The organism is Peribacillus frigoritolerans (assembly GCF_040250305.1).
GTDB lineage: Bacteria > Bacillota > Bacilli > Bacillales > DSM-1321 > Peribacillus.
In genome coordinates, this window is sequence record NZ_CP158190.1 from 2,133,942 (window position 1) to 2,159,566 (window position 25,625).

A 25,625-nucleotide genomic window follows, 5' to 3' on the forward strand; every position below is an offset into this window, starting at 1 on the left:
AGGGAGGAATAAGATGAAGCGTTACATTGGAGGGTCCCAAAATAAACACTTTATACTATTTTTGCTGTTCGTTGGTTATCTGGTTGATTATTTGGATCGGATGGTCATGAGTGTGGCTGTTGTATCTATTAAGGAAGAATTTAATTTGGATGCTGCCGCTGTCGGGGCAATCTTGAGTAGCTTCTTCTTATCCTATGCTATCATGCAAATACCAGGAGGGTGGCTAACGGATAAACTGGGTTCCAGAAAAGTCTTAATATGGTCCATCATTGTTTGGTCTGTTTTTACAGTATTTACCGGTTTTGCCTGGTCTCTTATTTCGTTACTTGTTATACGTTTTCTCTTCGGGCTTGGTCAAGGAGGGTATCCTTCCGCTTCCCAAAAGGGGATTGCGGATTATTTTCCCCGCGAAGAAAGGCCAAAGGCTTCTGCTTACTTAATGTCATCCAATTACTTTGGAATGGCACTTGCCCCACTGGTGGCCGCGCCGATGATATTATTTATGGGCTGGAGAAACATGTTTTATGTAATCGGGTTGCTAGGAATATTGTTAACGATAGCTTTCTGGGTATATTTTAAACCAAAAGAAAGCACTGCTTCAAACAAAACATTAAAAGAGAATAGTGTTCCCATGAAGGAATTACTGACGAATTCTGGCTTGTGGAAAATAACTGTGATGTGGTTTGCTGCCGGAATAGTAAATTGGGGACTTTCTTCCTGGATTCCATCCTATTTGATGGAAGCTAGGGGGATGGATCTGTTGTCCATGGGTTTTTATGCAGCGTTACCGGGTATCTCAACTGGAGTTGCTATGTTGTTCAGCGGATGGCTTCTTGACAGGTTTTTTAATAACTTGGAAAAATATTATGCGGCATTTGGCATGCTTATGTCAGGGATATTCCTATATATGATGTTTACCTCGACTTCCATTGTAGCAGCTATGGTATATTTGAATCTTTGCATGGTCTTTAAAAGTTTTGCCTTTACAGTTGCTTTTGCTTTGCCGCATAAAATCATGTCTAAACAGGTTATCGGTTCCGCAATGGGAATAATTAATATGGGGGCACAGGCAGCAGGATTTATATCACCGCTTGTCATGGGCTTTATCATTACACTAACAGGTTCTTACAACGGGGCTTTTTGGTTCTTAATCGCATGTTCCGCAATTTCAATCATCGCTGCGCTTTCCATTAAAAAGAATAATCATATGGAGCAATCAAAAGATGTAGACTTATTAGCATAACACTTGAAAAATTCTTCTTCATACTTATCAAAAAACAATATGAAAATTCAAAAGCCCCGGATAAACTACCCCGGGGTTTTTGAATTTATTTAAGAAGACTTCAAAAAATAAGCATTTTTATCTCACTCTATTCCTTCATTGGAATAAGTGTAGTGTTTTTTTCCAGGTCCTCAGCTACAGTACAAGCCGTTTAATAATAAAGTCATACTATATAATGAAGGGGAAATCTTGAAAAACTGAGAACATGATCGGTAATGGATCCATGGATGCTGGAAATGGTTTAGGAACGACAAATAGCATACCCATACCTATGAAAATTCTTGCCGTTCATGAAACTGCTGCAAAAATCTTTTCCTTATTATTGATTCTTCTATGTACTTGTTTTTTCATCCCTGGAAACCCATCTCTCTAGTAACAAATATTAAAAAAAAGGAGACGTTTAGGGAATGTTATGGCCTATTAACAATGGTGAGGCAAGGATACATCAGACGAATAAGAGTACAATGCTGTCCCGGCAAGAGATAAAAGCCATTGAGTCCTGGATATCTCAAATGGGGAAATTCCAATTTTATAAAACAGCTGGACAAAAAATGTCTTCTGCCAAAAAAACGCTAAGGTTCAAGTATAAAATCATTGGGCATGGATTTAACCGAGTTGTCTATGATTTAAATAATGGCTATATATTAAAAGTTGCATTTTCGGAAGTAGGATTACTAAGCAATGCAAATGAAGCTTATATATATAATAACTGTAATGAGAAAGTCAAAAAGTATTTTTGTCCGGTTAAGGAGCATGGGACGGGCTGGATTATCATGAAGAAGCTGGACACGAAAGTGCCGTTTGCAATCAATGAATATACGAAACTGATCAAGTTGGAATTAAAACTCCTGAAGTACGGGATTATCCCAATAGATTTACGATTGGATAATGTCGGATATAACGAGAATGATGAAATGGTCGTCATTGATTACGGTCTGTTCACCATGGATCTCAAAAGCCCTTTGCTGCGATGGTTAGTTTGATGATGGGGATACTTCAAGTAAATATATAATGGAGCTCACAATGAAGTAATTAGGCGAAGCGGTAAATCTTGTGAGCCGTTATTGATTTACCGAATTATTTAATTGAAAGAAGCATGTTACGAAGGGATTTTTTGTGCAACATGCTTTTTTTATTTGGTTTAAAGGACCATAACTGATGACACAACGCTTGCCACTTTTTTATCATTTTGAAATAAATCTGCCAGTACATAAGCTGTTTTTTTTCCGATTCGGTCTACTTTTGCTTCAACTTGTACGTCTCCTAATCTTACTGGTCGATGAAAGGTAGTATGTAAATCAATCGATGCGAAGGATTGTCCGATGCTTAATTTAGATGAGATCGCATAAGCCATTATAATATCTGCTGCAGAAGTGACAAATCCCCCCATTGCGACACCATTTCCGTTTATGAATTTATCATCTACTTTCCATAGTCCCCTAGCAATTCCATCCTGTGCATGATTTGCTTCTATCTGTAACGTTAAATCACAATTCGGAGGCTGTTTCCCCTCTGTTATAACCTGTAAAAGTTCGTGTCCTTTAAATGATTCCCCCATTAAATTGCCCCCCTTGAATAAGTTGAAACTACTGAATATTCTAACATATATCTTAATGTCAATGAAGTTATTGATTTTACAAATAAAGTAATTAGAGACCCGAACCAAGAAATGTAATTTGGTGGTGGATTTGATTTCCACTTCAGGTACTCGCTTTCCGCGGGCGGTCTGGGGAGCCTCCTCGGCTTCCGCCTGCGGGGTCTCCCCTAGACACGTTTTTCCCGCAGGAGTCTCGCACCTTCCGTTCCAATCAACGGGAACGTTTATTAAGAAAAAAATGTAGGCTAGCCTCATCACGAATTATTTTTAGACTGAATTATCCTTCAAGTTTTTTTACTGTAATAAATAATAGCTGTTTTCGCATACTTTGTTGCTATTTACTAAGTAGTGCGGTGTGGTTGATTTCCCCTCCAGATGCTCGCTTTCCGCGGGGCGGGCGGTGAGCCTCCTCGGCGTAAACGCCTGTGGGGTCTCACCTGTCCCGCTGCTCCCGCAGGAGTCTCGCACTTCCGCTCCAATCAACCTTAAATAGTTTCGTTTTAAAAACAACAATCTTTACGAAAAGAGCCTAAATAATAGATTGAAGAAATTTGCGACACTCCTGCCGAAAAACTGGCTAGCCTAGACCCCACAGACGCTTGCGTCGAGGAGGCTTGGCAGGCAGTCGGCAGAAAGGGAGCGGATTTCAGAAATCACAGGGAACGTCCATTAAGAAAAAACTCTAGGATAGTCTCTTCCCGAATTATTTTAAGACTGGATGATCCTTCAAGTTTTTTTACTATAATTCTTAATGGATTGAAGAAATTTGCGACACTCCTGCCGAAAAACTGGCTAGCCTAGACCCCACAGACGCTTGCGTCGAGGAGGCTTGGCAGACAGTCGGCGGAAAGGGAGCGGATTTCAGAAATCACAGGGAACGTCCATTAAGAAAAAACTCTAGGATAGTCTCATCCCGAATTATTTTAAAACTGGATGATCCTTCAAGTTTTTTTACTATAATTCTTAATGGATTGAAGAAATTTGCGACACTCCTGCCGAAAAACTGGCTAGCCGAGACCCCGCAGGCGCTTGTGACGAGGAGGCTTGGCAGGCAGTCGGCGGAAAGGGAGCGGATTTCTGAAATCACGGGGATTTTTTAAAAATAAAAAACTGCAGGCAAAAACGGTCTTTTATTTGGATTTGTCTACAGTCTGCTTTCTTAATAGTCATTTTTTTGCTTACTATCTGATAGGCAAATTGTTACTAGAATTTTGAAGTTAATAATTATCAAAAAAATCAAAAAATCATCTTCTTTTTCTAATTAAATTGTGATAGTGTATAAAACAAAGAAGTATTACCTTCTTCATTTTGTTAAAAAGAAGTATTTGATTCACCAGAAAGGAGTGACATTGTGGAAAATCTACCATTTAAATTATTAGTGAAAGAAAGATTTGACCATCTATCGACAGGTCAAAAAAAGGTTGCCGCTTACCTGATTGAAAATTTGGATCAAGCTGCCTTTAAAACGGCTTTTCAAATTGGTCGGGAAGCGGAGGTCAGTGAAACGACGGTCATTCGGTTTTCCTATTCATTAGGATTTGAAGGGTTTAGTAAAATGCAGGATCGAATTCAAAAACAGCTGCTGCACCAAAATCAAACGGATATATCCAATAGTGATTCCATTCTTAGCATTGATGACAAGCAAGATCCATTTACCAAAGTGATAGAAAACGAAGTTCATATTTTAAGGCACTTATTAGATCATACGAACGTTCAGGATATATGGAAAGCGGTCGATGTCCTGATACAGGCTGACCAAATATTAATTGCAGGGCATCGGATTTCCCATGCTGCTGCCTATTGGTTCTCCTATACGCTAAGTTCATTAAGGGAAAATGTAAGTTTATGTTCTCCAACAGGTGACTTCTATGAAAAGTTTTGTAATCTCACTAACAAGTCTGTGATAGTTGTTTTTTCCCTTCCAAGATATGCGAATGAAACATTAAAAGTTGCGGAGTGTGCAAAAGAACAAGGAGTTTGTTTAATTTCAGTTACAGACCGCCTCCTGTCACCTGTTGGCCGCATCTCTGATATTGCACTGACAACTGAAGAAAACGCAGAAACCGGAACGAATTCAATCGCTTCCGTCATTAGCTTATTGGACTTGGTTATTGCAGGCATACATCAAAAAGACGCAAAACGGATATATACCCACCAGCAAAAATTAGAAGGGCTATATTCAAGTTATGAAGTGTTTAATGAATGAGTTTAAATTCATGTAAAGGGGGAGGTGCATCATTATGAACCCGATTCAATATATTGATCAGCATCAAGAAACATTGATAAAGTCCTACCATGACCTGCATTCCTTGGCTGAGCCAAGCTGGCAGGAGAAAAGGACGTCTAGCTATATTTTAAAATGTCTTAGGGAAGCGGGAATAACCGTAAAAACATTTCAGAGTCATTATGGAATCATTGCCGAGATTCCGGGCTTCTCAAAAAAGGTTGTGGCATTAAGGGCTGATATGGATGCGCTTGTTCAGGAAGTAGATGGAGTTGTAAAGGCAAATCATTCATGTGGACACGACGCACATAGCACAATGGTTTTATATACAGCATTGGCCATTGCCTCCAGCGGAATCCGGCCTAAACACACTCTCCGATTTATATTTCAGCCTGCGGAAGAAAAAGGGGAAGGCGCTCTTCAACTGATCAATGATGGCGCGTTGGAGAATGTTACATATTTATTCGGGATACATGTAAGACCCAGTACGGAGGTTCCTTATATGAAGGCTTCCCCTGTCATTGTCCATGGCTCAGCCGAAACAATAAGGGGAACAATCAAAGGCATTCAGGCCCATGCTTCCCGTCCGCAAGATGGAATAAATGTGATCGAGGCAGCAGCTTTGCTTGTCCAAAAATTACAGCAGATTAATCTGGAAACCGAAACTCCTTATTCCATCAAAATGACTCAATTTGAAACAAACAACAAAGCATCAAATGTCATCCCGGAAACAGCTGTCTTTGCTATTGATGCCAGAGCGCAGTCAAATGATGTAATGGATGAACTGAATCGCTTAACGAAGGATGCTATTGACCAGACAATGGAACAAACTGAAACATCGATCTCCTGGTCTGCGGAAGAATATGTCCCCGCTTCGACCTTGCATGAAAAAGCGATAAAGCTGGCTGAGGCCGCAATAGAAGATATCCTCGGGGCGGAAAATGTCGTTCCGGTCTGTGTTTCTCAAGGAGGCGAGGATTTTCATTTTTATACAGCCAAAAATCCTGAATTAACAGCAACCATGATAGGGTTAGGCTGCGATCTAACGCCTGGTCTGCACCATCCGGATATGAAGTTTAATTTAAAAGCACTTATTTATGGAACGAAAATTTTAATTAACACAGTAATGATGACGGCAGGAGAATAAAATTTTTCACTTAAAAAATTAATGAAGGGGTGTTTTATGGAAAATACCGCACAAACATCACAAACCGGGGACCAAACAGCTGCTGAAGAAAAACAACTGGAGCGAAAACTCAAACCAAGGCATCTTTCCATGATCGCAATCGGCGGAACCATTGGAACAGGGCTATTTTTAGCAAGCGGTTCCATTATTCATACTGCGGGTCCCGGAGGAGCTGTCGCCGCCTATATAATTGCCGGAATCATGGTTTACTTCCTGATGACAAGCTTAGCAGAAATGGCTGCCCTTATTCCTATCACAGGCTCTTTTAGTACCTATACATCAAGGTTTGTCGATCCGGCTTTAGGATTTGCGATCGGTTGGAACTATTGGTATAACAATGCAATCGTAGTGGCGTTGGAATTAGCAGCCTCCTCCCTTATTATGAAATATTGGCTGCCTTCTGTTCCGGGCATCATTTGGAGCGCATTATTTCTTGCACTCATATTTGGCCTGAATATTTTATCGGTAAAAGGATATGGAGAATCAGAATTCTGGTTTGCCATTATAAAGGTTTTGACGATTATCATCTTTATAGCAGTAGGGTTATTAATGATTCTAGGAATCATGGGAGGGGATGCCGTAGGTTTTGAAAATATCACCAAAGGGGAGGCACCGTTTAAGGGAGGCTTTTTATCCATTATAAGTGTCTTTATGGTGGTCGGGTTTGCCTTTCAAGGCACCGAGTTAGTAGGAATTGCAGCCGGCGAGAGTGAAAACCCGAGAAAAAATATACCAAAGGCCATTAAGCAAATCTTCTGGAGACTGCTCTTGTTTTATGTATTGGCAATAATCGTGATTGGATTTTTAATAAGCTATAATGATCCGCGTTTGTTAAGCTCGGATATTGAAGATATTGCGGTAAGTCCCTTTACGCTAGTTTTTCAAAACGCAGGGCTTGCCATCGCTGCCTCCGTTATGAATGTGGTCATTCTTACTTCCGTTCTTTCTGCGGGCAATTCGGCCATGTACGGGGCTTCTCGCGTGCTTTGGGTGCTGGCGAAAGAAGGCAAAGCTCCTTCGTTTCTAAAAAAAGTGAATTCAGGCGGCATTCCAGTGAATGCTGTGTACTTTTCTACCATCGTTGGGATGGCAGCTTTCCTGACCTCTTTTTTCGGTGAAGGTTCGATTTACAATTGGTTATTGAATGCTGCAGGTTTATCCGGCTTTTTATCCTGGTTAGGAATTTCGATTACACATTATCGATTCCGGAAGGCATATATTGCACAAGGAAGAGATTTAAAAGATTTGCCTTATGTATCAAAATGGTACCCATTCGGTCCAATATTAGCGACATTTTTATGTGTTACGGCTATCCTGGGACAAAATTACTCAGCTTTTTTCGGCCCTGAGATTGACTGGTATGGAATTTTAATTTCTTATATCGGGCTTCCATTATTTTTACTGGCTTTTCTAGGTTATAAAATCGTAAAGAAAACAAAAATGACTCCATTGCAAGAGGCTGATTTCAGTAAAGTGGAATAATTTCTTTTGTTGAAAAATAAGAGAGTATTTCGTAAACATAAAGTATTTAAATGATAGCTCCAGTGCCTTGCACGATAAGCCGTCAGCTGTGGAACTTACTTGTCCATCTTATGTTGGGTCGATCAAGGCGCTTGTGCTTTTCATAGGAGGTTAACCATGACGAATACACATGAAATTGCAATTCGTTCTCTTCATCGAATTGAAGAGCTAGAGGAAGTAAGAAAGCTAGAATCCGCCATTTGGGGAGAAACCGACTCAATCCCTTCACACCAAACCATAACTGCTGTGAAAAACGGCGGTTTGGTTATAGGAGCTTATTGCGAGGAGAAACTGATTGGATTTCAATATAGCTTTCCGGGATTCAATGGGCAATCAGCCTATCTTTGTTCACATATTCTGGGAATTGATGAGCAATATCGCAACAAAGGTATAGGGGAAAAGTTAAAGTCAGCACAACGTGAGGAGGCGATAAAGCTCGGCTATTCCCTTATTACCTGGACATACGATCCATTAGAAAGTGTTAATGGGTACTTGAATATAGCCAAGCTTGGCGGGGTATGTTCCACTTATATACCAAACTGCTATGGTGAAATGGAAGATCTTTTAAACAGCGGAATTCCTTCTGACCGCTTTCTTGTCGAATGGCATATTGGTAAAAAGGAGAAAACGGATTCTATCGGACAGGGAATGCCGTTGGACTTTATGATAGAAAACTCGCTTATCCAATGGGATGCCATTGAAGAGGGAGTGCCTGTTCCTTCTTTCACTCTTCCGCTGCCTGAACAAGAATGTGATACAGCTTTTGTGGCCATTCCAAAGGACTTCCGAACAATAAGAGTCACAAACATTCAAGCGGCCAATGAATGGCGGATGAAAACGAGGGACATTTTTACCGATTTATTTCAGCAAGGATGGCAGGTAACAAATTTTATGAAGAATTCCATGAAGGAAATTCCCGTTCAGTTTTATGTGCTATCAAGGAAATAAGCAGGTTTATATTTAAATATGAATTAACAATAAGCTGCTGTCAGCAATTGAAAATGACTGGGGTAAATAGTTTTATCCCCAAAAGGAGAATCTACTAGTGAAAATTAAACAAGTTAATTTAAGGCATCTGAAGCTTGACTTGCTTCACCCCTTTACAACTAGCTTTGGGACGGAATACAATCGGGATTTTATCCTTGTGGAAGCAAAAAGCGATGATGGCATTTCCGGTTGGGCTGAATCGGTTGCGATGCTCGACCCACTGTATAATGAAGAGACCTTAAAAACAAACTGGCATATACTCGAAGATTATCTAATTCCAATTATCCTTAAAAATGAAATCAAGCATCCTGATGAAATTTCCGAAAAATATTTCACCCATATTCGCGGCAATTACATGGCAAAAGCCGCTTTAGAGGGTGCTGTTTGGGATTTGTATGCTAAAAAACAGGGTGCTTCTCTTTCAAAAGTGTTAGGTGGAACAAAAAAGAAAATTGAAGTTGGGGTAAGCATCGGAATAAAGGATTCGATTGATTCGACCCTAGATATAATCGAAGCTCGTCTCGGTGAAGGCTATAAACGCTTTAAACTAAAAATCAAACCGGGCTGGGATGTTGAATTAATAGACAAGGTCCGAAAAGTATATCCTGAAATCCCGCTCATGGCAGATGCAAATTCAGCTTATACCTTACAAGATATAGACCGGTTATCCGCCTTGGATGATTTTAATTTAATGATGATTGAACAGCCGCTTGCCTATAATGATATCATTGACCATGCAGATTTACAGTCAAGGTTAAAAACACCTATTTGCCTGGATGAAAGCATTCACTCATTAGAGGATGCAAGGAAAGCTATTAAATTGGGCAGCTGTAAAATTATTAATATCAAGATTGGCCGTGTCGGAGGTTTGACTGAATCCAGGAAAATCCATGATTTATGTCTTGAACATGAAATTCCGCTATGGTGTGGGGGTATGCTGGAATCAGGCATTGGAAGAGCTCATAATATTGCAATCACATCACTGCCAAACTTCACTCTTCCCGGCGATACCGCAGCTTCCTCCCTCTATTGGGCAGAAGATATTACCGACCCTGAAGTTACAGTGGAAAACGGAATAATCAGTATTCCAGAATTGCCCGGTATTGGCTTTGAACCAAGCATGGAAAAAATCAATAAGTATACTATACACAGTCAAACCTATCATTTAAGTTAGAATGTTGATAGAAACGGCTAGTGTAGTTACTTCCTGCAGCATCTATTTTCCTTACATAAAGGCATGATTCCCGAAAAAGGGAGCATGCCTTTTTTTTCTGCAATCCATTTGCCATTCAAAAAATATATTGTAATTCGACTTTCTGACATGTATTGAACTCCTTTATCCAAGTTTCGTATGAAGTGGTTTGCGTTATGAGATCTACTTTATCTAGGTATCCCACTTATTCGAGCCTTCTGGGACACTTTTTGTTTAGCAAGGACAAAACAGGACATCGGTCGGAAGGGAAATATTAATCTGAAGGGAAATAGTAAAGGTAGTTCGGATGTACAAAAAAAGAGGGAGATGGAGCTATGAAGAAATTACTTACTAGTTTGGCAGTATTGGCAATGGCCCTTGGGATATCTTTTTCCACCGCTTCAGCATCTGCTGGAGGTTTTCACCACCCCGAAAGCTGGGATAAGAATTCTATTTTGCGGAAGGACACTCATGGGGTGGAGGTCAGAAATATGCAGTATATCCTGAATGTCATGGGTTTTTATACGGATTCTGCAGTGGTTGACGTTGATGGTATCTTTGGACCAAAAACCGAAGCGGGAGTGAAGAAATACCAAAAAGAAAACAACTTGAAAGTGGATGGTGTGGTTGGCCCCCGGACGTGGGATAGCTTCTCGCAATATATTAAGAAGAATGGCAATGAAACATATGGAGCAGGCGGAAACATGGGACTCAGAATTAAATGGAAGTACGACAATTCCTCCTATACATCGGGCTCTAAAGCCTATATTTACGGTAATGGAGATACATTAAGCGATCAATATCGATTGTATGCAAATTAAGATACAGGAAATTCCTTTCATATGAAAAACGTGTCCACAAATAGGCACGTTTTTATTTTTTGCTTTCACAAGTTGATTGTATTTGTAAGCTCCTGTTCCTTCTTGGTTATTGTTTGGTCTGATTTTTGATTCCCTTCTAAATAATATTCCTTCCAGAAGAATCAGTTTAAGTCCAAAAACATAACAGCTGGTCATGATGTTACTGCTGACATAGTGAAAAAATCCATAATCCTTCTGATTCAGAGGAGGTATTTTTTTATACTTAATTTATTAGCCTATTAAAAATGTTGATATGATCCATTTTTTCGATAGGCAGGGCCTTTAAAATCCATTCATTTTAAATGGAAAAATGGTAAAGTTAGAGGGGATTGAAGTTTTCTTTAGAATACTGACCCTCTCCAATCGGGTAGCTGCCGAATGGAAGGAGGGAAATTAATAAATTAATATATGATATAAGACTTAGAAAGAAATTTACAAAAAGTATTTGCAGAGGAGTAGCGCATATGGACAATTACTTATCAATCAGTGAAATGGCTTCCATTCACAGTATCTCAAGACAGACTCTCATTTATTACGATAAAATCGATCTATTTAAACCGGTACATATAGATGAACATGGTTATCGATATTATAGTGCAGTTCAGATTCCATTTCTAAGGGAAATTTGCTTTTTGAAGTCGATTGGCATCAAGCTGAATGATATTAAGGATCATATTGGAAACCGAAATTTAACCACTGCCATATCACTTTTGGAGTTTCATCAAGAATTCATAGAAAAAGAAATAAATGCCTTGATGAATACACGTACATTTATTCAACAAAGATTAATGAAATATTCAGAAGCCAAAAATATTAAAAGTGAATTGGATAAACCTATTATAGAAGAATTTCCTGAAAGGCATGTCTTATTTATACCATTTGAAAATGAATTGTGCCGAGAAGAATTACATTTAACGCTGATGAAAGCTTGGAATGTATTAAGTAAACATGAGATGCTTCCGTCAGAGGGATTTGGCACGGTAATTTTAAAGGATAAGCTTGGAACGGATGATGTTTTCGAGGGTGCGGGAATATATACTGCATTACCTTTTATAGATCCTGATATGGATAACATGATGACGTTGCCTGCTGGGCAATATGCATGTGTGTATAAATATGGAATGCCATATAACATTGAGTTTTTAAATGAATTGGTTCAATGGATCAATGAAAATCACTATACAATTATAGGGGACGTTGTGGACGCTTGCTTATTGGATACGACCTTTTACGAGAATGATAGTAGTGTTGATTTTTGTCAGCTGCAAATCCCTGTAGAGAAAATTACTTGAATTTTCAAATATCCATTGACTGTATAGTAGAAATACACTTTAGAATATCATTTGTAACCGATAACATTTAGGTTATTTGAATGACTATACATAGGATACTGATCACAAAGTGACAGGGGGATTTATTATGTCTGAAAAAATGAATAAAGTGAGAGATTTACGTTCTGCGCTGGAACTACTGAAGTCGATTCCAGGACAATTGATTGAAACGGATGAACCAGTCAATCCTCATGCTGAATTATCTGGGGTGTATCGTCATGTCGGTGCAGGCGGGACAGTGATGCGTCCAACAAAGATCGGACCTGCCATGGTTTTCAATCATGTTTTGGGTCATGAAGATTCAAGCGTGGTGATCGGACTTTTAGCCAGCCGGGAAAGAGTCGGCCACATGCTGGATACAAAACCGGAGCTGCTCGGGTTCCTTTTAAATGAAGCTGTAAAAAATCCAATTGATCCAATCACCATTTCGAATGATAAAGCGAAAGCTCAAGAAGTGGTTCACTATGCAGAAGATCCCGATTTCGATATCAGAAAATTAATACCCGCGCCTACGAATACAGAAGAAGATGCAGGCCCGTATATCACCATAGGAATGTGCTATGCCTCCGATTCAGAAACGGGTGAATCTGATATAACGATACACCGATTATGTTTACAAAGTAAAGATGAGATGTCCATGTATTTTGTTCCTGGCCGCCATTTAGAAGTATTCCGTGAAAAGGCTGAAAAAGCAGGAAAACCGTTACCAATTTCCATTAGTATCGGTGTTGACCCTGCTATTGAAGTCGCTGCTTGTTTTGAAGCACCTACGACTCCCCTGGGCTTTAATGAGTTGAGTGTGGCAGGGGCGATCAGGAAAGAAGCGGTAGAATTGGTCCAATGCTTGACCATTGATGAAAAAGCAATCGCGAATGCTGAATATGTAATAGAAGGGGAATTGGTTCCCGGAGTGCGTGTTCGGGAAGATCAAAACACCAATACTGGAAAAGCAATGCCGGAATTCCCTGGTTATACAGGTTCAGCTGTTGCGGACCTGCCTCTAATCAAAGTGAAAGCCGTAACGCACCGAGTCAATCCAATCATGCAAACAGTTATTGGTCCAAGTGAGGAGCATGTTAATATGGCTGGCATTCCAACTGAAGCAAGCATTTTGCAAATGGTGGAAAAGTCCATGCCAGGCAAATTATTGAATGTATATGCCCATACTTCAGGAGGAGGTAAATACATGGCTGTTCTTCAATTCAAGAAAAGTCAGCCAAGTGATGAAGGGCGCCAAAGACAAGCTGCACTATTGGCATTCTCTGCCTTTTCTGAACTTAAGCATGTATTCATCGTGGATGAAGATGTGGATCCCTTCGATAGCAATGATGTTTTATGGGCGTTAAATACTCGTTACCAAGGTGATGTTGATACGGTTTTCATTCCTGGAGTGCGCTGTCACCCGTTAGATCCTACACAAGATCCCGCATACAGCCCTACCATTCAGGAAAAGGGAATTTCCTGTAAAACCATTTTTGACTGCACAGTACCATTTCATTTAAAAGATGAATTTAAAAGGTCCGAATTTAAAGAGGTGGATCCAAGTCGATTCGTTCCTGGATTTTCCAATGCATAAGCTTCTATAAAGTTTCGATTCAATGACTAATGTAAGGAGGGGAATTAATGAAAATCATTGTTGGAATAACAGGAGCGACTGGAGCCATTTTCGGAATTAGGATTCTTCAGATGCTTAAAAGCAGTGAAGTGGAGACCCATTTAATCATGTCCCCGTGGGCACATGCCACCATTCAACATGAAACACCATATTCTGTTAAAGACGTGGAGGGATTAGCTGATCATTCCTATTCTTACAAAGATCAAGCTGCAAGAATATCAAGTGGATCATACCGGGTTGATGGCATGATCGTAGCACCTTGCAGTATGAAAACACTAGCTTCCATTCGCATGGGACTAGCGGATAATTTACTAACGCGATCTGCTGACGTCATGTTGAAAGAAAGAAAAAAATTATTACTAATGACAAGAGAAACCCCTCTGAATACGATTCATTTGGAGAATATGACGGCGCTTTCCAAAATGGGGACCATTATATTCCCTCCGATGCCAGCCTTCTATAATCATCCTGAGAATGTTAACGATATCATTGATCATCTGGCTTATCGGGCGTTAGATCAATTTGAAATCGATACTCACGGCGCGAAACGGTGGAACGGAATGAAAAATCGCACCAAAATATAACAGATTACTAGGGAATTAATGAAAAAGGTGAAAAAATGAATGGGATGGAAATGCCAGTTGAGGTATTCGACTTGTTAAATGGTAAAGAACTTGTCGACAAGCAGCATGAAGCCATGATGCTGTTGACGATAAGTGAAGAAGGCTGGCCTCATACAGCAATGATTAGCGTAGGTGAGATCGTAGCGGTAAGCAGGACCGAATTAAGGATTGGCCTATGGCCGAATACTTCGACTACAGCCAATGTCATTCGTACCCATAAAGCTACACTGGTTTTGTTTTGGAAAGGTAAAGCACAATATATTCGCCTTTCATTAGAGAGATTAAAAGAGCTGCCAAATGTCCAATACAAAAGAGTAAGATTCCACGCAAAAATTGTGGAGGCACGGGAGGATATGGCTAAGTATGCTGAAATAACTTCTGGAATTAAAATCGACTTGAAAAACCCTAAAGAAGTTGTTGAACGTTGGAGTGAGACCATAGAGGATCTCCTTCAATAAAATTCCCAGGTACCGACTTTAAGTTACTGAGAAATCAAAATTATCAAATTATGATTGAAATAAATAGAACTTCATGTAAAATGGAATCATTACATGTATTTATAATTTGCCTATTCATTAACCATTAAAAAAAGCCCTTTTTTAATGAAAATTAATGAACTGACTGGCTATCTTAATTTCTCGATCAAGTTACCTTGATGGTGAAGTTAAGATAGCTTTTTTTATTAAATATGCTGGTTGGTTTATGTTAATAATCATGGAAATTGAGGAGTGACACTATGGAAATGTATGTAAAGGAATTGCGGAACAAAAGAATTCAAATTGCAGATTATCCTGGAAGGAAAGGGCCAATCATCGCCATACATGGTTTAACGGGTAATCATAAGCAAATGCATTATTATGCAGAAATGTTAAAAGGCGAGTACAGAGTCATCTCGATTGACTTAAGAGGAAGGGGAAATAGTTCGAGGGCAGATGTGCAGTCTTCTCTTTTTAAACATGCAGAAGATGTAATTGAGTTAATTCAAGAATTAAAGATTAAAAATCCGATTTTGATAGGATATTCAATGGGAGCCTTCATCTCAAGCGTTGTAGCCAGCAAATTAACCTCGGTACAGGCCTTGATATTATTGGATGGTGCGGCCATTTCCTCTCAACAACAAAGGGACATCGTACAACCATCACTAGTCCGATTAAGTAAAGAATATGAATCTCAGGAAAGTTATATTGCAGAAATTAAGGAAGTCTATAGCCGTTTGGGTATCAAATGGACGGATCACCTGCAAAGTGTGGCGGAGTATGAGGTGCATGAAGTGGATGGTCACTGGGAGAATAAATCATCAGAAGATAGCATTCTTAGGGATTTTGATAGTTTTTATTCTTTTGTCCCTAAAGAAGTTTGTAGACAAATTTCCTGTAAAACCTTATTGGTGTATGCCAGTGGGAAAATAGGGGAATTTCCTCCATTATTTTATGAAGAAGCCTATGCTGATACGAAGAAATATACGCCTGATATCGAAACGATCGTTTCTACATGTAATCACTATACAATGGTGTTTGAAAATAGAGTGGAAATTAACGAAGGAATAAAATCTTTTTTAAATCGAATTTGATTTTTTGCAGTTATTTTTAAAAAAGATATTGAAATTAACAGAAAATAGTGTAATATTAAGAATATATAATAAACTTAATTATTGCCTATTCATTAGCTATTAAAAAATAACCTTTTTTAATAACAACTAGTGAACAACTGGCTACCTTAAACACCTGCTGTCAATTATTGATAGTAATGTTTGGGGTAGCCATTTTTGTCGTGATAATGTAAACGCTTAATGAATTTGGGGGTTTTATGGTTGAAAATCATTGATTTAACATTGGAACTTTACGATGGTCTAGTTACAAATAATGATTTACCTGCAATAGGCATTAAAGATGAACCTCTTGAACAAAAGGGGAAATCTGATTCACTTCCTAAAGGATACCGTTCCAAGTTGATTTCTTTTTCTGACCATAGTGGGACACATGTCGATGTGCCTTCACATTACTTTGAAAACGGGGAGTCGGTTGAAAACATCAATCTGAAGAATATGTTTGGGGATGCCCTCATATTGGATGTAAGCATGTTAAAAGCGACACACGAACCTGTTACGAAAGCTTTACTTGAAGAGGCGGAACGCAGGCAGGGGGTGTACGTAGAAAAAAACGATATCGTCCTCATCAGGACATGGGGGAAATCATGGGGGGAAGAAGGATTTTTTGAAGCGCAGGCCTTAGATGATAGTGTGGCCCAATGGTTTATTGAAAAGCAAATACATATTGTCGGGTTGGATTTGCCCAATGCCGATTTGAACCAGGATTCAGAAAGCGGAATTCATCAAAAATTACTGAACAATGATATATATATCGTTGAAAATCTAGTGAATCTTGAAAAACTGCCTAAGCATTCTCGCTTTCTTTTTTTCGGGATCCCTTTAAAACTAAAAAATGCAACAGCCTCACCTATAAGGGCACTATCGATACTTGATTCACAATTAATATAAAGAGGTGCAGACGAATGAGCGAGGGATTATTGTATTTCAAAGAAGTTTATGATGTGGTACCAGGCTGGGTGCAAAAAATGCACGATTATAGCCCAAATGCACTTGATCACTATACCAACTTACGCAGTAACATCATGCAAGAGGGAGCCTTGACGAGGAAGGAAAAAGATATATTACTGGTTGGCATGAATGCTGCGAGGTTGTATGAACGGAGTATGGTTTACCATACCAAAGGGGCAATCGATGGCGGGGCAACAATACCGGAACTGGTGGAATACCTAATTGTTTCTTACTTATATAACGGAACAGAAGCATTAAAAACAGGAATGAAGTCTTTGGAGTATGCTCTAACACTTAAAGGCATTCGATATCCCGAAATAAGTGGCGATCAAGGAACAGCAGAAGAAATCCTGCTTTATATGATTGAACTATTAGGGGATGAGGAGACGGGATTCGTCTCGAATGTTTTGAAACTGGTTAAATCGGAAGACCAAAACTCCCTCAAAGATTATATATTAAGTGATTCAGTGGTTTCAAAAAGGCTAAAACATCTCCTGATGACAGGCATATTCATTACAGAATTAAAAGGGGAACAGGTTGGGGAATGGATGGAGGCGGCAAGGTTAATTGGAGCTTCGGAAGAACAATTAGCTGAAGTGGGACTAATTTGCTTATTGACTGCCGGAATACCTGCTTGGTTTGAGGCAAGTGATTCATTGATTGAAAATAAGTAACGTGAGATTGGTGGGGAAAACATGACGAAAGTACATCAAGATATAGAAGCAGCTTTATCTTGTGTGAAGAACGGTCATACATTAATGGTAGGTGGATTTGGCTTGATCGGTGCCCCTCTTACATTAATAGATGGTTTGACCAAAAAGGATGTAGCAGGCTTGACAGTAATCAGTAACAATTTAGGCGAGAAAGGAAAAGGTCTGGGAGTTCTCCTAAGCCAGAAGAAAATAAAAAAGGCGATTGGTTCTTATTTTACAAGCAATCGTGAAATTGGGGAGTTCTACCAACGTGGTGAAATTGAATTAGAACTATTGCCACAGGGGACATTAGCGGAATCCATTCGTGCTGGCGGTGCCGGCATAGGCGGTTACTATACGAAAACGAGTGTAGGGACCGATTTAGCTAAAGGAAAAGAAGAAAGGGAAATAAATGGGGCTACATATATTTTTGAACCAGCCATAAGAGCGAATGTAGCTTTGATCAGGGCATGGAAGGCAGATACACTTGGTAATCTTGTTTATTATAAAACGGCTCGAAACTTTAATCCGGTTATGGCAACAGCCGCAGATGTCGTAATTGCGGAAGTGGATGAGATAGTTGAACCTGGAGAACTCCCGCCAGAGGAGATTGTAACACCGCATCTATTCGTCGATGGAATTATTAAGGCAAAGAAAATCCTGACGAAGGAAGGTGTCAAAGGTTATGAGTGACAAAGAATTAATGCAAAATATGATAGCAAGACGCACGGCAAAAGAATTGACGGGCCCTTGTATAGTAAACCTTGGAATCGGGATTCCGACCTTGGTTGCAAAATACATTGATGATGAAAATGTTTTTTTTCATACGGAAAATGGATTACTAGGGGTTGCAGAAGTTGATGAAGATGAAATCGATCCCAATTTAGTTAATGCAGGCAAGTTACCGGTAGGGGAATCGATTGGTGCATCATTCTTTAATAGTGCAGAATCGTTTGCAATGATCCGTGGAGGACACATTGATGTTGCCATCTTGGGTGTTTTGCAGGTAGGTCAAACTGGGGAAATTGCAAATTGGGCGGTACCTGGCAAGAATATCATGGGTGTTGGAGGAGCGATGGACCTGTTGGTTGGTGCCAAAAAAGTGATCGTGACCATGACACATACAAGTAAGGAAGGTAAAAGTAAAGTTTTAAAGAAATGCACCTACCCGATTACTTCCACAAGAAGCGTTGACTTGATTATCACCGAGTTGGCTGTCTTTGAAGTTATAGACAAACAGTTGAAATTGATTGAATTAATGCCAGGTATAACGATCGAAGAAGTAAGAGCAAAAACAGAAGCGGATTTTATCTATTAAATGTTAAAAAGGTGGATTAAATGAAAATACGTTCAGTAGATGTATACATTATTGATTTACCCACAATTCGTCCTCATCAGCTTGCCATGCATACGATCGTGGAACAAACGATCATTCTTGCCCGTGTTATGGATGAAGAGGGTGCGGAAGGTTGGGCGGAAGTGGCGACAATAGGCGGGGCTTCATATGGTGAGGGGACGCCTGAGGCGATCAAAGTGAATATTGATACATATATCGCCCCGCTTATCATTGGTAAAAACCCCGTCCATTATGACAAAATCATGCATGAAGTTTCACTAAATGTTAGAGGAAATAATTTTGCGAAGGCTGTCGTTGAATCAGCCATGGTGGATTTAGTAGCCAGAAGGAGAAACATCCCTGCTTATGAATTATTCGGTGGACAAATTCATAAATCATTGCCGGTGGCATGGACTTTGGCAAGTGGTGATACGAATAAAGATATCGAAGAAGCGAAAGAATCCTTACACCAAAAACGTCATAATATCTTTAAATTGAAAATTGGCAAAGGTAATCCATATAAGAATGTGGAGCATGTATTGAAAATTATTGAAGCCGTGGGAGATCAAGCACGCATTACGGTTGATGTTAATCAAGCATGGGATGAAACAACGGCTACGTATTGCATTGAAGCTTTAGAGGAAGGCGGGGTTTCCATGGTCGAACAGCCGCTGCCAGCTTGGGATAATGAAGGGATGGCAAGGTTGACCGAACGTTTTAAGGTCCCGATCATGGCTGATGAATCATTGAATTCATTACAAGATTCATTCCAAATAGCTAAACATAGGGCAGGTAATTCCTTCGCCTTGAAAATATGTAAACATGGCGGGATGACCCAAACGAAAAAGGTGGCTGCGATTGCCGAAGGTGTAGGCTTTGGTTTGTATGGCGGAACGATGATTGAATCATCATTGGGAACGGCCATTTGTGCACAACTTTATTCAACCATTCCAAAATTTGAATTCGGTACTGAATTATTTGGACCGTTACTTTTCAAAGAAAATATTACGCTAAACCAAATTAAATATGAGAATTTTGAAATAATCATCCCGGATGGGCCAGGATTTGGCATGGAGATAGATATGGAAAAAGTAAAACATTTTTCAAGAGGTCTTTAATTAATATAAACTGGAAAGTGGAATATGGAACACCCACTGGTTTATGCAAGTAATCTTGAGAGGATGTAGTTTTATATGGGACAGCCAACATTATTAATTACCGCCTATGCGAAGGCACCGCAAAATACGAGCATGTACGAAAATTATAAATACGCTGGGATGGTACTGGAAATTCACAAGGAAAGTCACATTATCATTAATGCAGAATTTACGTTTTTAACAACTTTGGCCCAGGATTTTTTTAAGCGAATGATAGTTGGTTTTGATTTTAGTAAAGATATTGATTCCTTAATAGAGAATATTAAAACGGACTTTTTAGCTCCATCGCAGCAGTCGGTGATTGTTGCCTTGAAAATAGCTCACCAAAGATATAAGGATAGTTTAGAAGAAAGAAATAAAAATAGCAGGAGGTAGAAAATTGAGCAATGTAGTTATTATAGACTCGGTTCGCACGGCTATTGGGAAATTAGGGGGAGCATTGGAAAATGTTCCTGCCGATTTCCTGGCAGCTGCTGTCCTTGATGAAGTGATCAAGAGAGCGGATATTCCTAAAGATAGTATTGATGAAGTGATTATGGGACAAGCCAAACAAAGTTCAGATGCGTCAAATTTGGCAAGAGTTGCATCGCTCCGGGCAGGATTTCCTGTGGAAGTACCAGGTTATACCGTACACAGACAATGCGGATCCGGCATCCAGGCGATCAATTCTGCCAGTCAACAAATACAATGCGGATTTGGGGATGTAATCATTGCAGGCGGAGCGGAATCAATGAGCACGGCCCCATACTATATGAGAAATATCCGTTTTGGGTTGAAATCAGGCAATGGACAGTTATTGGACCCGAATACGGAAAGCCAGCCAGGTTCTCAGCCCATTGAAGATTACGGGATGTTAACGATGGGAATGACAGCAGAAAATCTGGCTGAAAAATATTCCATTTCAAGAACTGAACAAGATGAATTTGCTTTAAGGAGCCAAGAAAATGCAAAACGGGCAATTTCTACTGAACTATTTTCGAATGAGATCGTTCCCTATCAAATTAAAACGAAAAAAGGGTTAATGGAATTTAATGTGGATGAGCACCCAAGAGATACCAGTCTGGAAAAGTTGGCTAATTTAAAACCGGTTTTCAAGAAAAATGGAACGGTAACCGCTGGAAATAGTAGTGGAAGGAATGACGGTGCAGCCGCTCTGATCCTTATGTCGGAAGAAGCAGCAAAAAGGCGTGGTAAAAAGCCGAAAGCAAGAATGATCGCACAAGCGGCAGCAGGCGTATCACCGAATTACATGGGGTTGGGGCCTGTCAACTCCACCTTGAAAGCGCTTCAAATATCAGGGCTGAAACTGAATGATATTGATTTAATAGAACTGAACGAAGCCTTTTCCGCACAAGCTTTGGCAGTAATCAAAGAATTGAAGCTTGATATGAATAAGGTGAATCCTAATGGCGGTGCCATTGCCATGGGACATCCAATAGGTGCCACTGGTGCAATTTTAGCAACCAAATTGATACATGAGTTAGAAAGAACCGGAAAAAGATATGGGCTAGTCACACTATGTATAGCAGGTGGATTAGGAATCAGTACCATCATTGAAAATCAACAAATATAAAAAACTTAAAAAATGGAGGAAATATTATGAAAAATCAAAAAGTAATCGACGTTTATAATGGATTGGTAGTTAAATTCAAGGAATTAGTTAGTGAATACGAAATTGATCATAATGACTATCAAGCTCTTGTTGATTGGATGGATCAATTAGGCAGGGCAGGGGAAATTCCGTTATTTATGGATGTTTTCTTTGAAACTCATGCCCTTCAAGAAATGTATAAAAGTGTAAAAGGAACTGAACCTACTATTCTAGGACCTTATTATATTGAAAATACGCCAGTCGTTCAAAATCCCGGAGTGTTGCCACAACGTGAAAATGAACAAGGTGACGTCCTTTACTTTTCAGGATCTGTTAAAGATGTTAATGGAAATCCGTTATCCAATACCAAAATCGATATGTGGCAGGCTGATACAAATGGTGAATACTCATACTTCGCTGAAGGAATCCCAGATGATAATTTACGTGGCGCTTTTTATACGGATGCGAATGGTAATTTTGAAATAAAAACAGTTGTACCGGGTAATTATTCAATTCCTACAGATGGACCTTCTGGTCAATTCTTAAAGTGGATTGATCATCATGCTTTTCGTCCAGCACATTTGCACCTATTATTCCAACCGGAAAATGGCGATAGATTAGTAACGCAAATATATTTTGAAGGCGATGAATATTTAGAAAATGATGTTGCACAAGGTGTTCGCGGAAGCTTAATTACAAAATTAGAAAAACATTCCGGTGCAGAAAAAGGATTGAAAAATGATTATTATACGGCTCATTTAGATTTTGAACTTAGATTACAAGATAAACCTGTTTTCAATAAGGCTGTCGTGAAAAACTAAACATCGATAGGAATATGCATTGTTTGTTAATGGGCAATTTCAAAAGTTATTATCTGATTTTTCGAGTATTTTCCGAGTTCTTATTTTGGAACTCGGAAAATACATTCGAACCGATATTTTTATGATGGGAGGCGGAAAATGCGTAGTGTAGTTGCTTCGGATATCATTGCTGTCAGTAAATTTAACCGCTTTCATTTACTTGTTTTTCTTTGGTGTTTTTATGCCATCGCTTTCGACGGGTATGAAATAGCGATGTATGGTGTGGGATTGCCTTGGATGATGGAAGAGTGGGATTTAACTTCCATTCAGGCAGGGGCAGTCGGCAGTTATTCCTTATTCGGCATGATGATTGGCGCCCTGATTTTAGCACCGATCGCAGATAAATATGGCCGGAAGAATGTTCTCGTCATTTGTATGATTTTGTTCAGCGTATTTACCTTGGGGGCAGGGATTGCACCTAACCTCACATGGTTCACGGTCATGCGTTTCATTGCGGCAATTGGCATGGGAGCCTTGATGCCGAATGTTATATCGCTAATGACTGAATATTCCCCAAAACAAAATCGGGCCATCATTGTAGCTGCGATGTATTGTGGCTATTCAATCGGTGGAATCATGGCATCATTAGTGGGAATGTATATCATTCCTTATACGGATTGGCGTGTATTATACTTTATTGGAATTCTGCCATTACTTACACTTCCAATATTCATGAAGCAGTTTCCTGAATCCCTTTCCTACTATTTAGCAAAGAAGGAAATTGGTAAGGTTATAGAAATCCTCAATAAAGTCAAACCAGAAGGGAATTTTAAAGAAACAGACGATTTCAGACTTAGTGAAGCTGAACAGAGGGGGAAAGGATCTCCAGTAAAAAAACTATTCACGAACAAACGGGCATTCAGTACGGTTTCCATATGGGTTGCTGTGTTCTGTACATTGATGATGGCTTACGGATTAAATACATGGCTTCCAAAAATGATGCAGGATTCCGGATTCAGTATCACCTCAAGCCTTTCATTTAACCTGGTTTTATGCCTTGGTCAAATTGGCGGTTCCTTAGTAGGTGGTTATTATGCTGGAAAAATGGGTCATCGTAAAATTCTTGTTACACTATTCTTATTAGGGGCCGTTACATTTGTCGCATTGAGCGCTACGACTAATACCATCGGAGTATATTTACTGATTTTTATGGGGGGTGCCTGTACTGTTGGTGCCATGAACTTAGCCAATCCGTATATCACAGAATATTACCCCCGTGAAATCCGTACGACGGGTATGGGCTATTCGCAAGCTATCGGCAGGATTGGCTCAATTCTCGCTCCTACTTTAATTGCCTTTCTTCTGTCAACAGGCATGGATCCGAAGGTGGCTTTTGCTACATTTGCCCTGCCAAGTATCATCGCAGCGGTCGGTTATATTCTGGTCCAAGAAAAACATGGATCTTTTGACAGGGTAGTCAAGGAGGACAATGAAGAGGTAGAATCAGAGAAGACTGTAACTATTTAAAGAAATGATTCACAATTCGGAATACAATCCCCTTGGTTGTTTAATTTTGCAACAAGGGGATCTGCAATTCAATGTTTCTAGGGGCTTTTGAAAATATTAAACTAAGGTTATAAGTAATGGAAGGAAACATAGTAGCATTCATGAAATTTAGTAGAACGATGTACTAATATTGGGCATTAGGTTAAGGGGGAAAAATATTGAGCTCAGAATTAAAGGCAATAATAGAAGATCGCACATCGGAACCGGTAACTGACAGATCAAAAAAAAGAAAACAGAAAACTGTTCGATGGTTCATCTTATTTCTAATTGCTTTGGTCACGTGTATTAATTACATCGACCGTGCCATCATTTCGCTTGCGGCTCCGAATATTCAAGCCGATTTACAAATTGATCCGGCTATGATGGGAATCATATTTTCCGTATTTGGCTGGAGCTATACCTTCTCCATGCTATTCAGCGGCTACTTTCTTGATAGATTCGGTCCTAGAAAGGTATACACGGTTTCGCTCATTTTATGGTCTGTATTTACATTCATGGTAGGAACCGCGAAAAATATATCGTCACTTATTACATATCGCATAGGACTGGGTGCCTTTGAATCTCCCTCCATACCTACTAATGCCTGGTGTGTATCCGAGTGGTTTCCTAAAAAAGAACGTGCAACTGCTGTTGGGATTTATACGGGTACCCAATATATTGGGTTAGCCTTCCTGACTCCAGTTTTTACATGGATCATCATAACCTTTGGATGGAATTACCTTTTTTATATCGCCGGAATTATAGGGATTCTTATTGGATTTGTTTGGTATGGATTCTATCGGAACCCTAGGGAACATATGCGGATTTCTCAGGAAGAGCTAAATTATATCAAAGAAGGCGGAGGGATGATCGGAACTGAAGAGAAGCATCCTTTCTCCTGGAGCCGATTAGGCCAACTGCTTAAACACCGTCAAATTTGGGGAATGTTCATCGGGCAATTTTCCATTCAAACTACTTTGTTTTTCTTTATGACTTGGTTTCCATCCTATTTGATTGATGAAAAGGGAATGACGATGTTGAAAACCGGAATTTATGCGAGTATTCCTTACATCGTAGCCATATTAGGAACTCTAATTGGCGGCCGATGTTCCGATTGGATGCTGACACGCGGGGTATCAACAGGATTGGCACGTAAACTTCCCATCATTGTCGGATTGTTACTGTCTTGTTTGATTCTCGGGGGGAATTATACGGATTCACCAAACATAGTCATCACCTTTATGGCGATAGCGTTCTTTGGACAGGGGATGGCATCAACAGTTACCGGAGCCCTTTTAGCTGATATTGCCCCGAAAGGAATGGTAGGCCTAACGGGTTCCTCACTATATTTTGTAGCAAACATTGGCGGGGCATTATCTCCGTTAATCGTAGGTTTAATCATTAGTGCGACACATTCTTATGCAGCAGCGTTAACCTTTATATCCGTAGTGGCCCTAATTGGCGCTTTTGCTTATATCTTCCTTCTCGGAAAAGTACAGCGTATAGAAATCACAATGAAAAAATAAAAG

General features: G+C 39.6%; 25 protein-coding genes. 23 read left to right on the plus strand and 2 right to left on the minus strand.

Annotated elements, in window-relative coordinates:
• Positions 1 to 13: 13 nt before the first annotated feature.
• Positions 14 to 1,243, plus strand: a complete 1,230-nt coding sequence (locus tag ABOA58_RS10545; RefSeq protein ID WP_350302235.1) for an MFS transporter — start codon at positions 14 to 16, stop codon at positions 1,241 to 1,243.
• Positions 1,244 to 1,689: 446 nt separating this feature from the next.
• Positions 1,690 to 2,265, plus strand: coding sequence for a hypothetical protein (locus ABOA58_RS10550; protein ID WP_350302236.1), 576 nt, complete (start codon positions 1,690 to 1,692; stop codon positions 2,263 to 2,265).
• Between the two features lie 158 nt (positions 2,266 to 2,423).
• On the opposite strand, the gene ABOA58_RS10555 is transcribed toward ABOA58_RS10550, so the two are convergent.
• A complete protein-coding gene (locus ABOA58_RS10555; RefSeq protein ID WP_350302237.1) occupies positions 2,424 to 2,840 on the minus strand; it encodes a PaaI family thioesterase in 417 nt (138 codons plus the stop codon).
• A 1,390-nt stretch (positions 2,841 to 4,230) separates the two neighbouring features.
• On the opposite strand from ABOA58_RS10555, the gene ABOA58_RS10560 reads away from it, so the two are divergent.
• From ABOA58_RS10560 to menC, 5 genes are all read left to right on the plus strand, one after another.
• Positions 4,231 to 5,085, plus strand: coding sequence for a MurR/RpiR family transcriptional regulator (locus ABOA58_RS10560; protein ID WP_350302238.1), 855 nt, complete (start codon positions 4,231 to 4,233; stop codon positions 5,083 to 5,085).
• 34 nt (positions 5,086 to 5,119) lie between these two features.
• Positions 5,120 to 6,250, plus strand: a complete 1,131-nt coding sequence (locus ABOA58_RS10565) for an amidohydrolase (RefSeq protein ID WP_350302239.1) — start codon at positions 5,120 to 5,122, stop codon at positions 6,248 to 6,250.
• Between the two features lie 36 nt (positions 6,251 to 6,286).
• A complete protein-coding gene (locus ABOA58_RS10570; RefSeq protein ID WP_350302240.1) occupies positions 6,287 to 7,771 on the plus strand; it encodes an amino acid permease in 1,485 nt (494 codons plus the stop codon).
• Between the two features lie 156 nt (positions 7,772 to 7,927).
• Positions 7,928 to 8,758, plus strand: coding sequence for a GNAT family N-acetyltransferase (locus tag ABOA58_RS10575; protein WP_350302241.1), 831 nt, complete (start codon positions 7,928 to 7,930; stop codon positions 8,756 to 8,758).
• A 97-nt stretch (positions 8,759 to 8,855) separates the two neighbouring features.
• On the plus strand, positions 8,856 to 9,971 hold the full coding sequence (gene menC, locus ABOA58_RS10580; protein ID WP_350302242.1) for an o-succinylbenzoate synthase: 1,116 nt from the start codon (positions 8,856 to 8,858) through the stop codon (positions 9,969 to 9,971).
• A gap of 26 nt (positions 9,972 to 9,997) precedes the next feature.
• On the opposite strand, the gene ABOA58_RS10585 is transcribed toward menC, so the two are convergent.
• Positions 9,998 to 10,120 carry a hypothetical protein gene (locus ABOA58_RS10585; RefSeq protein WP_350302243.1) on the minus strand — a complete coding sequence of 41 codons (123 nt, stop codon included), beginning with the start codon at positions 10,118 to 10,120 and terminating at the stop codon, positions 9,998 to 10,000.
• Positions 10,121 to 10,324: 204 nt separating this feature from the next.
• Here ABOA58_RS10585 and ABOA58_RS10590 point away from each other — a divergent pair, with 204 nt between their 5' ends.
• The 16 genes from ABOA58_RS10590 (at position 10,325) to ABOA58_RS10665 (ending at position 25,622) form a co-directional block, all read left to right on the plus strand.
• Entirely contained in the window at positions 10,325 to 10,810 is a 486-nt protein-coding gene (locus ABOA58_RS10590; protein WP_350302244.1) for a peptidoglycan-binding domain-containing protein, read from the plus strand.
• A gap of 503 nt (positions 10,811 to 11,313) precedes the next feature.
• A complete protein-coding gene (locus ABOA58_RS10595; protein WP_350302245.1) occupies positions 11,314 to 12,141 on the plus strand; it encodes a MerR family transcriptional regulator in 828 nt (275 codons plus the stop codon).
• A 127-nt stretch (positions 12,142 to 12,268) separates the two neighbouring features.
• The gene (locus tag ABOA58_RS10600) at positions 12,269 to 13,756 is read left to right on the plus strand and encodes a UbiD family decarboxylase (protein ID WP_350302246.1); all 1,488 of its coding nucleotides are present in this window, start codon (positions 12,269 to 12,271) and stop codon (positions 13,754 to 13,756) included.
• A 47-nt stretch (positions 13,757 to 13,803) separates the two neighbouring features.
• The gene (locus ABOA58_RS10605; protein ID WP_350302247.1) at positions 13,804 to 14,379 is read left to right on the plus strand and encodes a non-oxidative hydroxyarylic acid decarboxylases subunit B; all 576 of its coding nucleotides are present in this window, start codon (positions 13,804 to 13,806) and stop codon (positions 14,377 to 14,379) included.
• A gap of 35 nt (positions 14,380 to 14,414) precedes the next feature.
• Positions 14,415 to 14,876 (plus strand): pyridoxamine 5'-phosphate oxidase family protein, encoded by a 462-nt coding sequence (locus ABOA58_RS10610; protein ID WP_434547775.1) that lies wholly within the window; start codon positions 14,415 to 14,417, stop codon positions 14,874 to 14,876.
• Positions 14,877 to 15,154: 278 nt separating this feature from the next.
• A complete protein-coding gene (locus tag ABOA58_RS10615) occupies positions 15,155 to 15,988 on the plus strand; it encodes an alpha/beta fold hydrolase (RefSeq protein ID WP_350302248.1) in 834 nt (277 codons plus the stop codon).
• Positions 15,989 to 16,228: 240 nt separating this feature from the next.
• Positions 16,229 to 16,915, plus strand: coding sequence for a cyclase family protein (locus ABOA58_RS10620; RefSeq protein WP_350302249.1), 687 nt, complete (start codon positions 16,229 to 16,231; stop codon positions 16,913 to 16,915).
• A 14-nt stretch (positions 16,916 to 16,929) separates the two neighbouring features.
• Positions 16,930 to 17,649, plus strand: a complete 720-nt coding sequence (locus tag ABOA58_RS10625) for a carboxymuconolactone decarboxylase family protein (protein WP_350302250.1) — start codon at positions 16,930 to 16,932, stop codon at positions 17,647 to 17,649.
• Between the two features lie 21 nt (positions 17,650 to 17,670).
• Entirely contained in the window at positions 17,671 to 18,360 is a 690-nt protein-coding gene (locus ABOA58_RS10630) for a CoA transferase subunit A (RefSeq protein WP_350302251.1), read from the plus strand.
• Positions 18,353 to 18,985, plus strand: coding sequence for a 3-oxoacid CoA-transferase subunit B (locus ABOA58_RS10635; protein ID WP_350302252.1), 633 nt, complete (start codon positions 18,353 to 18,355; stop codon positions 18,983 to 18,985). The genes ABOA58_RS10630 and ABOA58_RS10635 overlap by 8 nt, the downstream gene beginning before the upstream one ends.
• Before the next feature lie 20 nt (positions 18,986 to 19,005).
• The gene (locus ABOA58_RS10640; protein ID WP_350302253.1) at positions 19,006 to 20,121 is read left to right on the plus strand and encodes a muconate cycloisomerase family protein; all 1,116 of its coding nucleotides are present in this window, start codon (positions 19,006 to 19,008) and stop codon (positions 20,119 to 20,121) included.
• A gap of 75 nt (positions 20,122 to 20,196) precedes the next feature.
• Positions 20,197 to 20,535 (plus strand): DUF3870 domain-containing protein, encoded by a 339-nt coding sequence (locus tag ABOA58_RS10645; RefSeq protein WP_048687694.1) that lies wholly within the window; start codon positions 20,197 to 20,199, stop codon positions 20,533 to 20,535.
• Between the two features lie 4 nt (positions 20,536 to 20,539).
• Positions 20,540 to 21,733: a thiolase family protein gene (locus tag ABOA58_RS10650; RefSeq protein WP_350302254.1), complete on the plus strand. Its 1,194-nt coding sequence runs from the start codon at positions 20,540 to 20,542 to the stop codon at positions 21,731 to 21,733.
• 26 nt (positions 21,734 to 21,759) lie between these two features.
• Complete coding sequence (locus ABOA58_RS10655) at positions 21,760 to 22,572, plus strand: dioxygenase (protein ID WP_350302255.1); 813 nt, start codon at positions 21,760 to 21,762, stop codon at positions 22,570 to 22,572.
• Positions 22,573 to 22,710: 138 nt separating this feature from the next.
• On the plus strand, positions 22,711 to 24,078 hold the full coding sequence (locus ABOA58_RS10660) for an MFS transporter (RefSeq protein WP_350302256.1): 1,368 nt from the start codon (positions 22,711 to 22,713) through the stop codon (positions 24,076 to 24,078).
• Between the two features lie 197 nt (positions 24,079 to 24,275).
• Complete coding sequence (locus ABOA58_RS10665) at positions 24,276 to 25,622, plus strand: MFS transporter (RefSeq protein WP_350302257.1); 1,347 nt, start codon at positions 24,276 to 24,278, stop codon at positions 25,620 to 25,622.
• Positions 25,623 to 25,625: the final 3 nt, after the last annotated feature.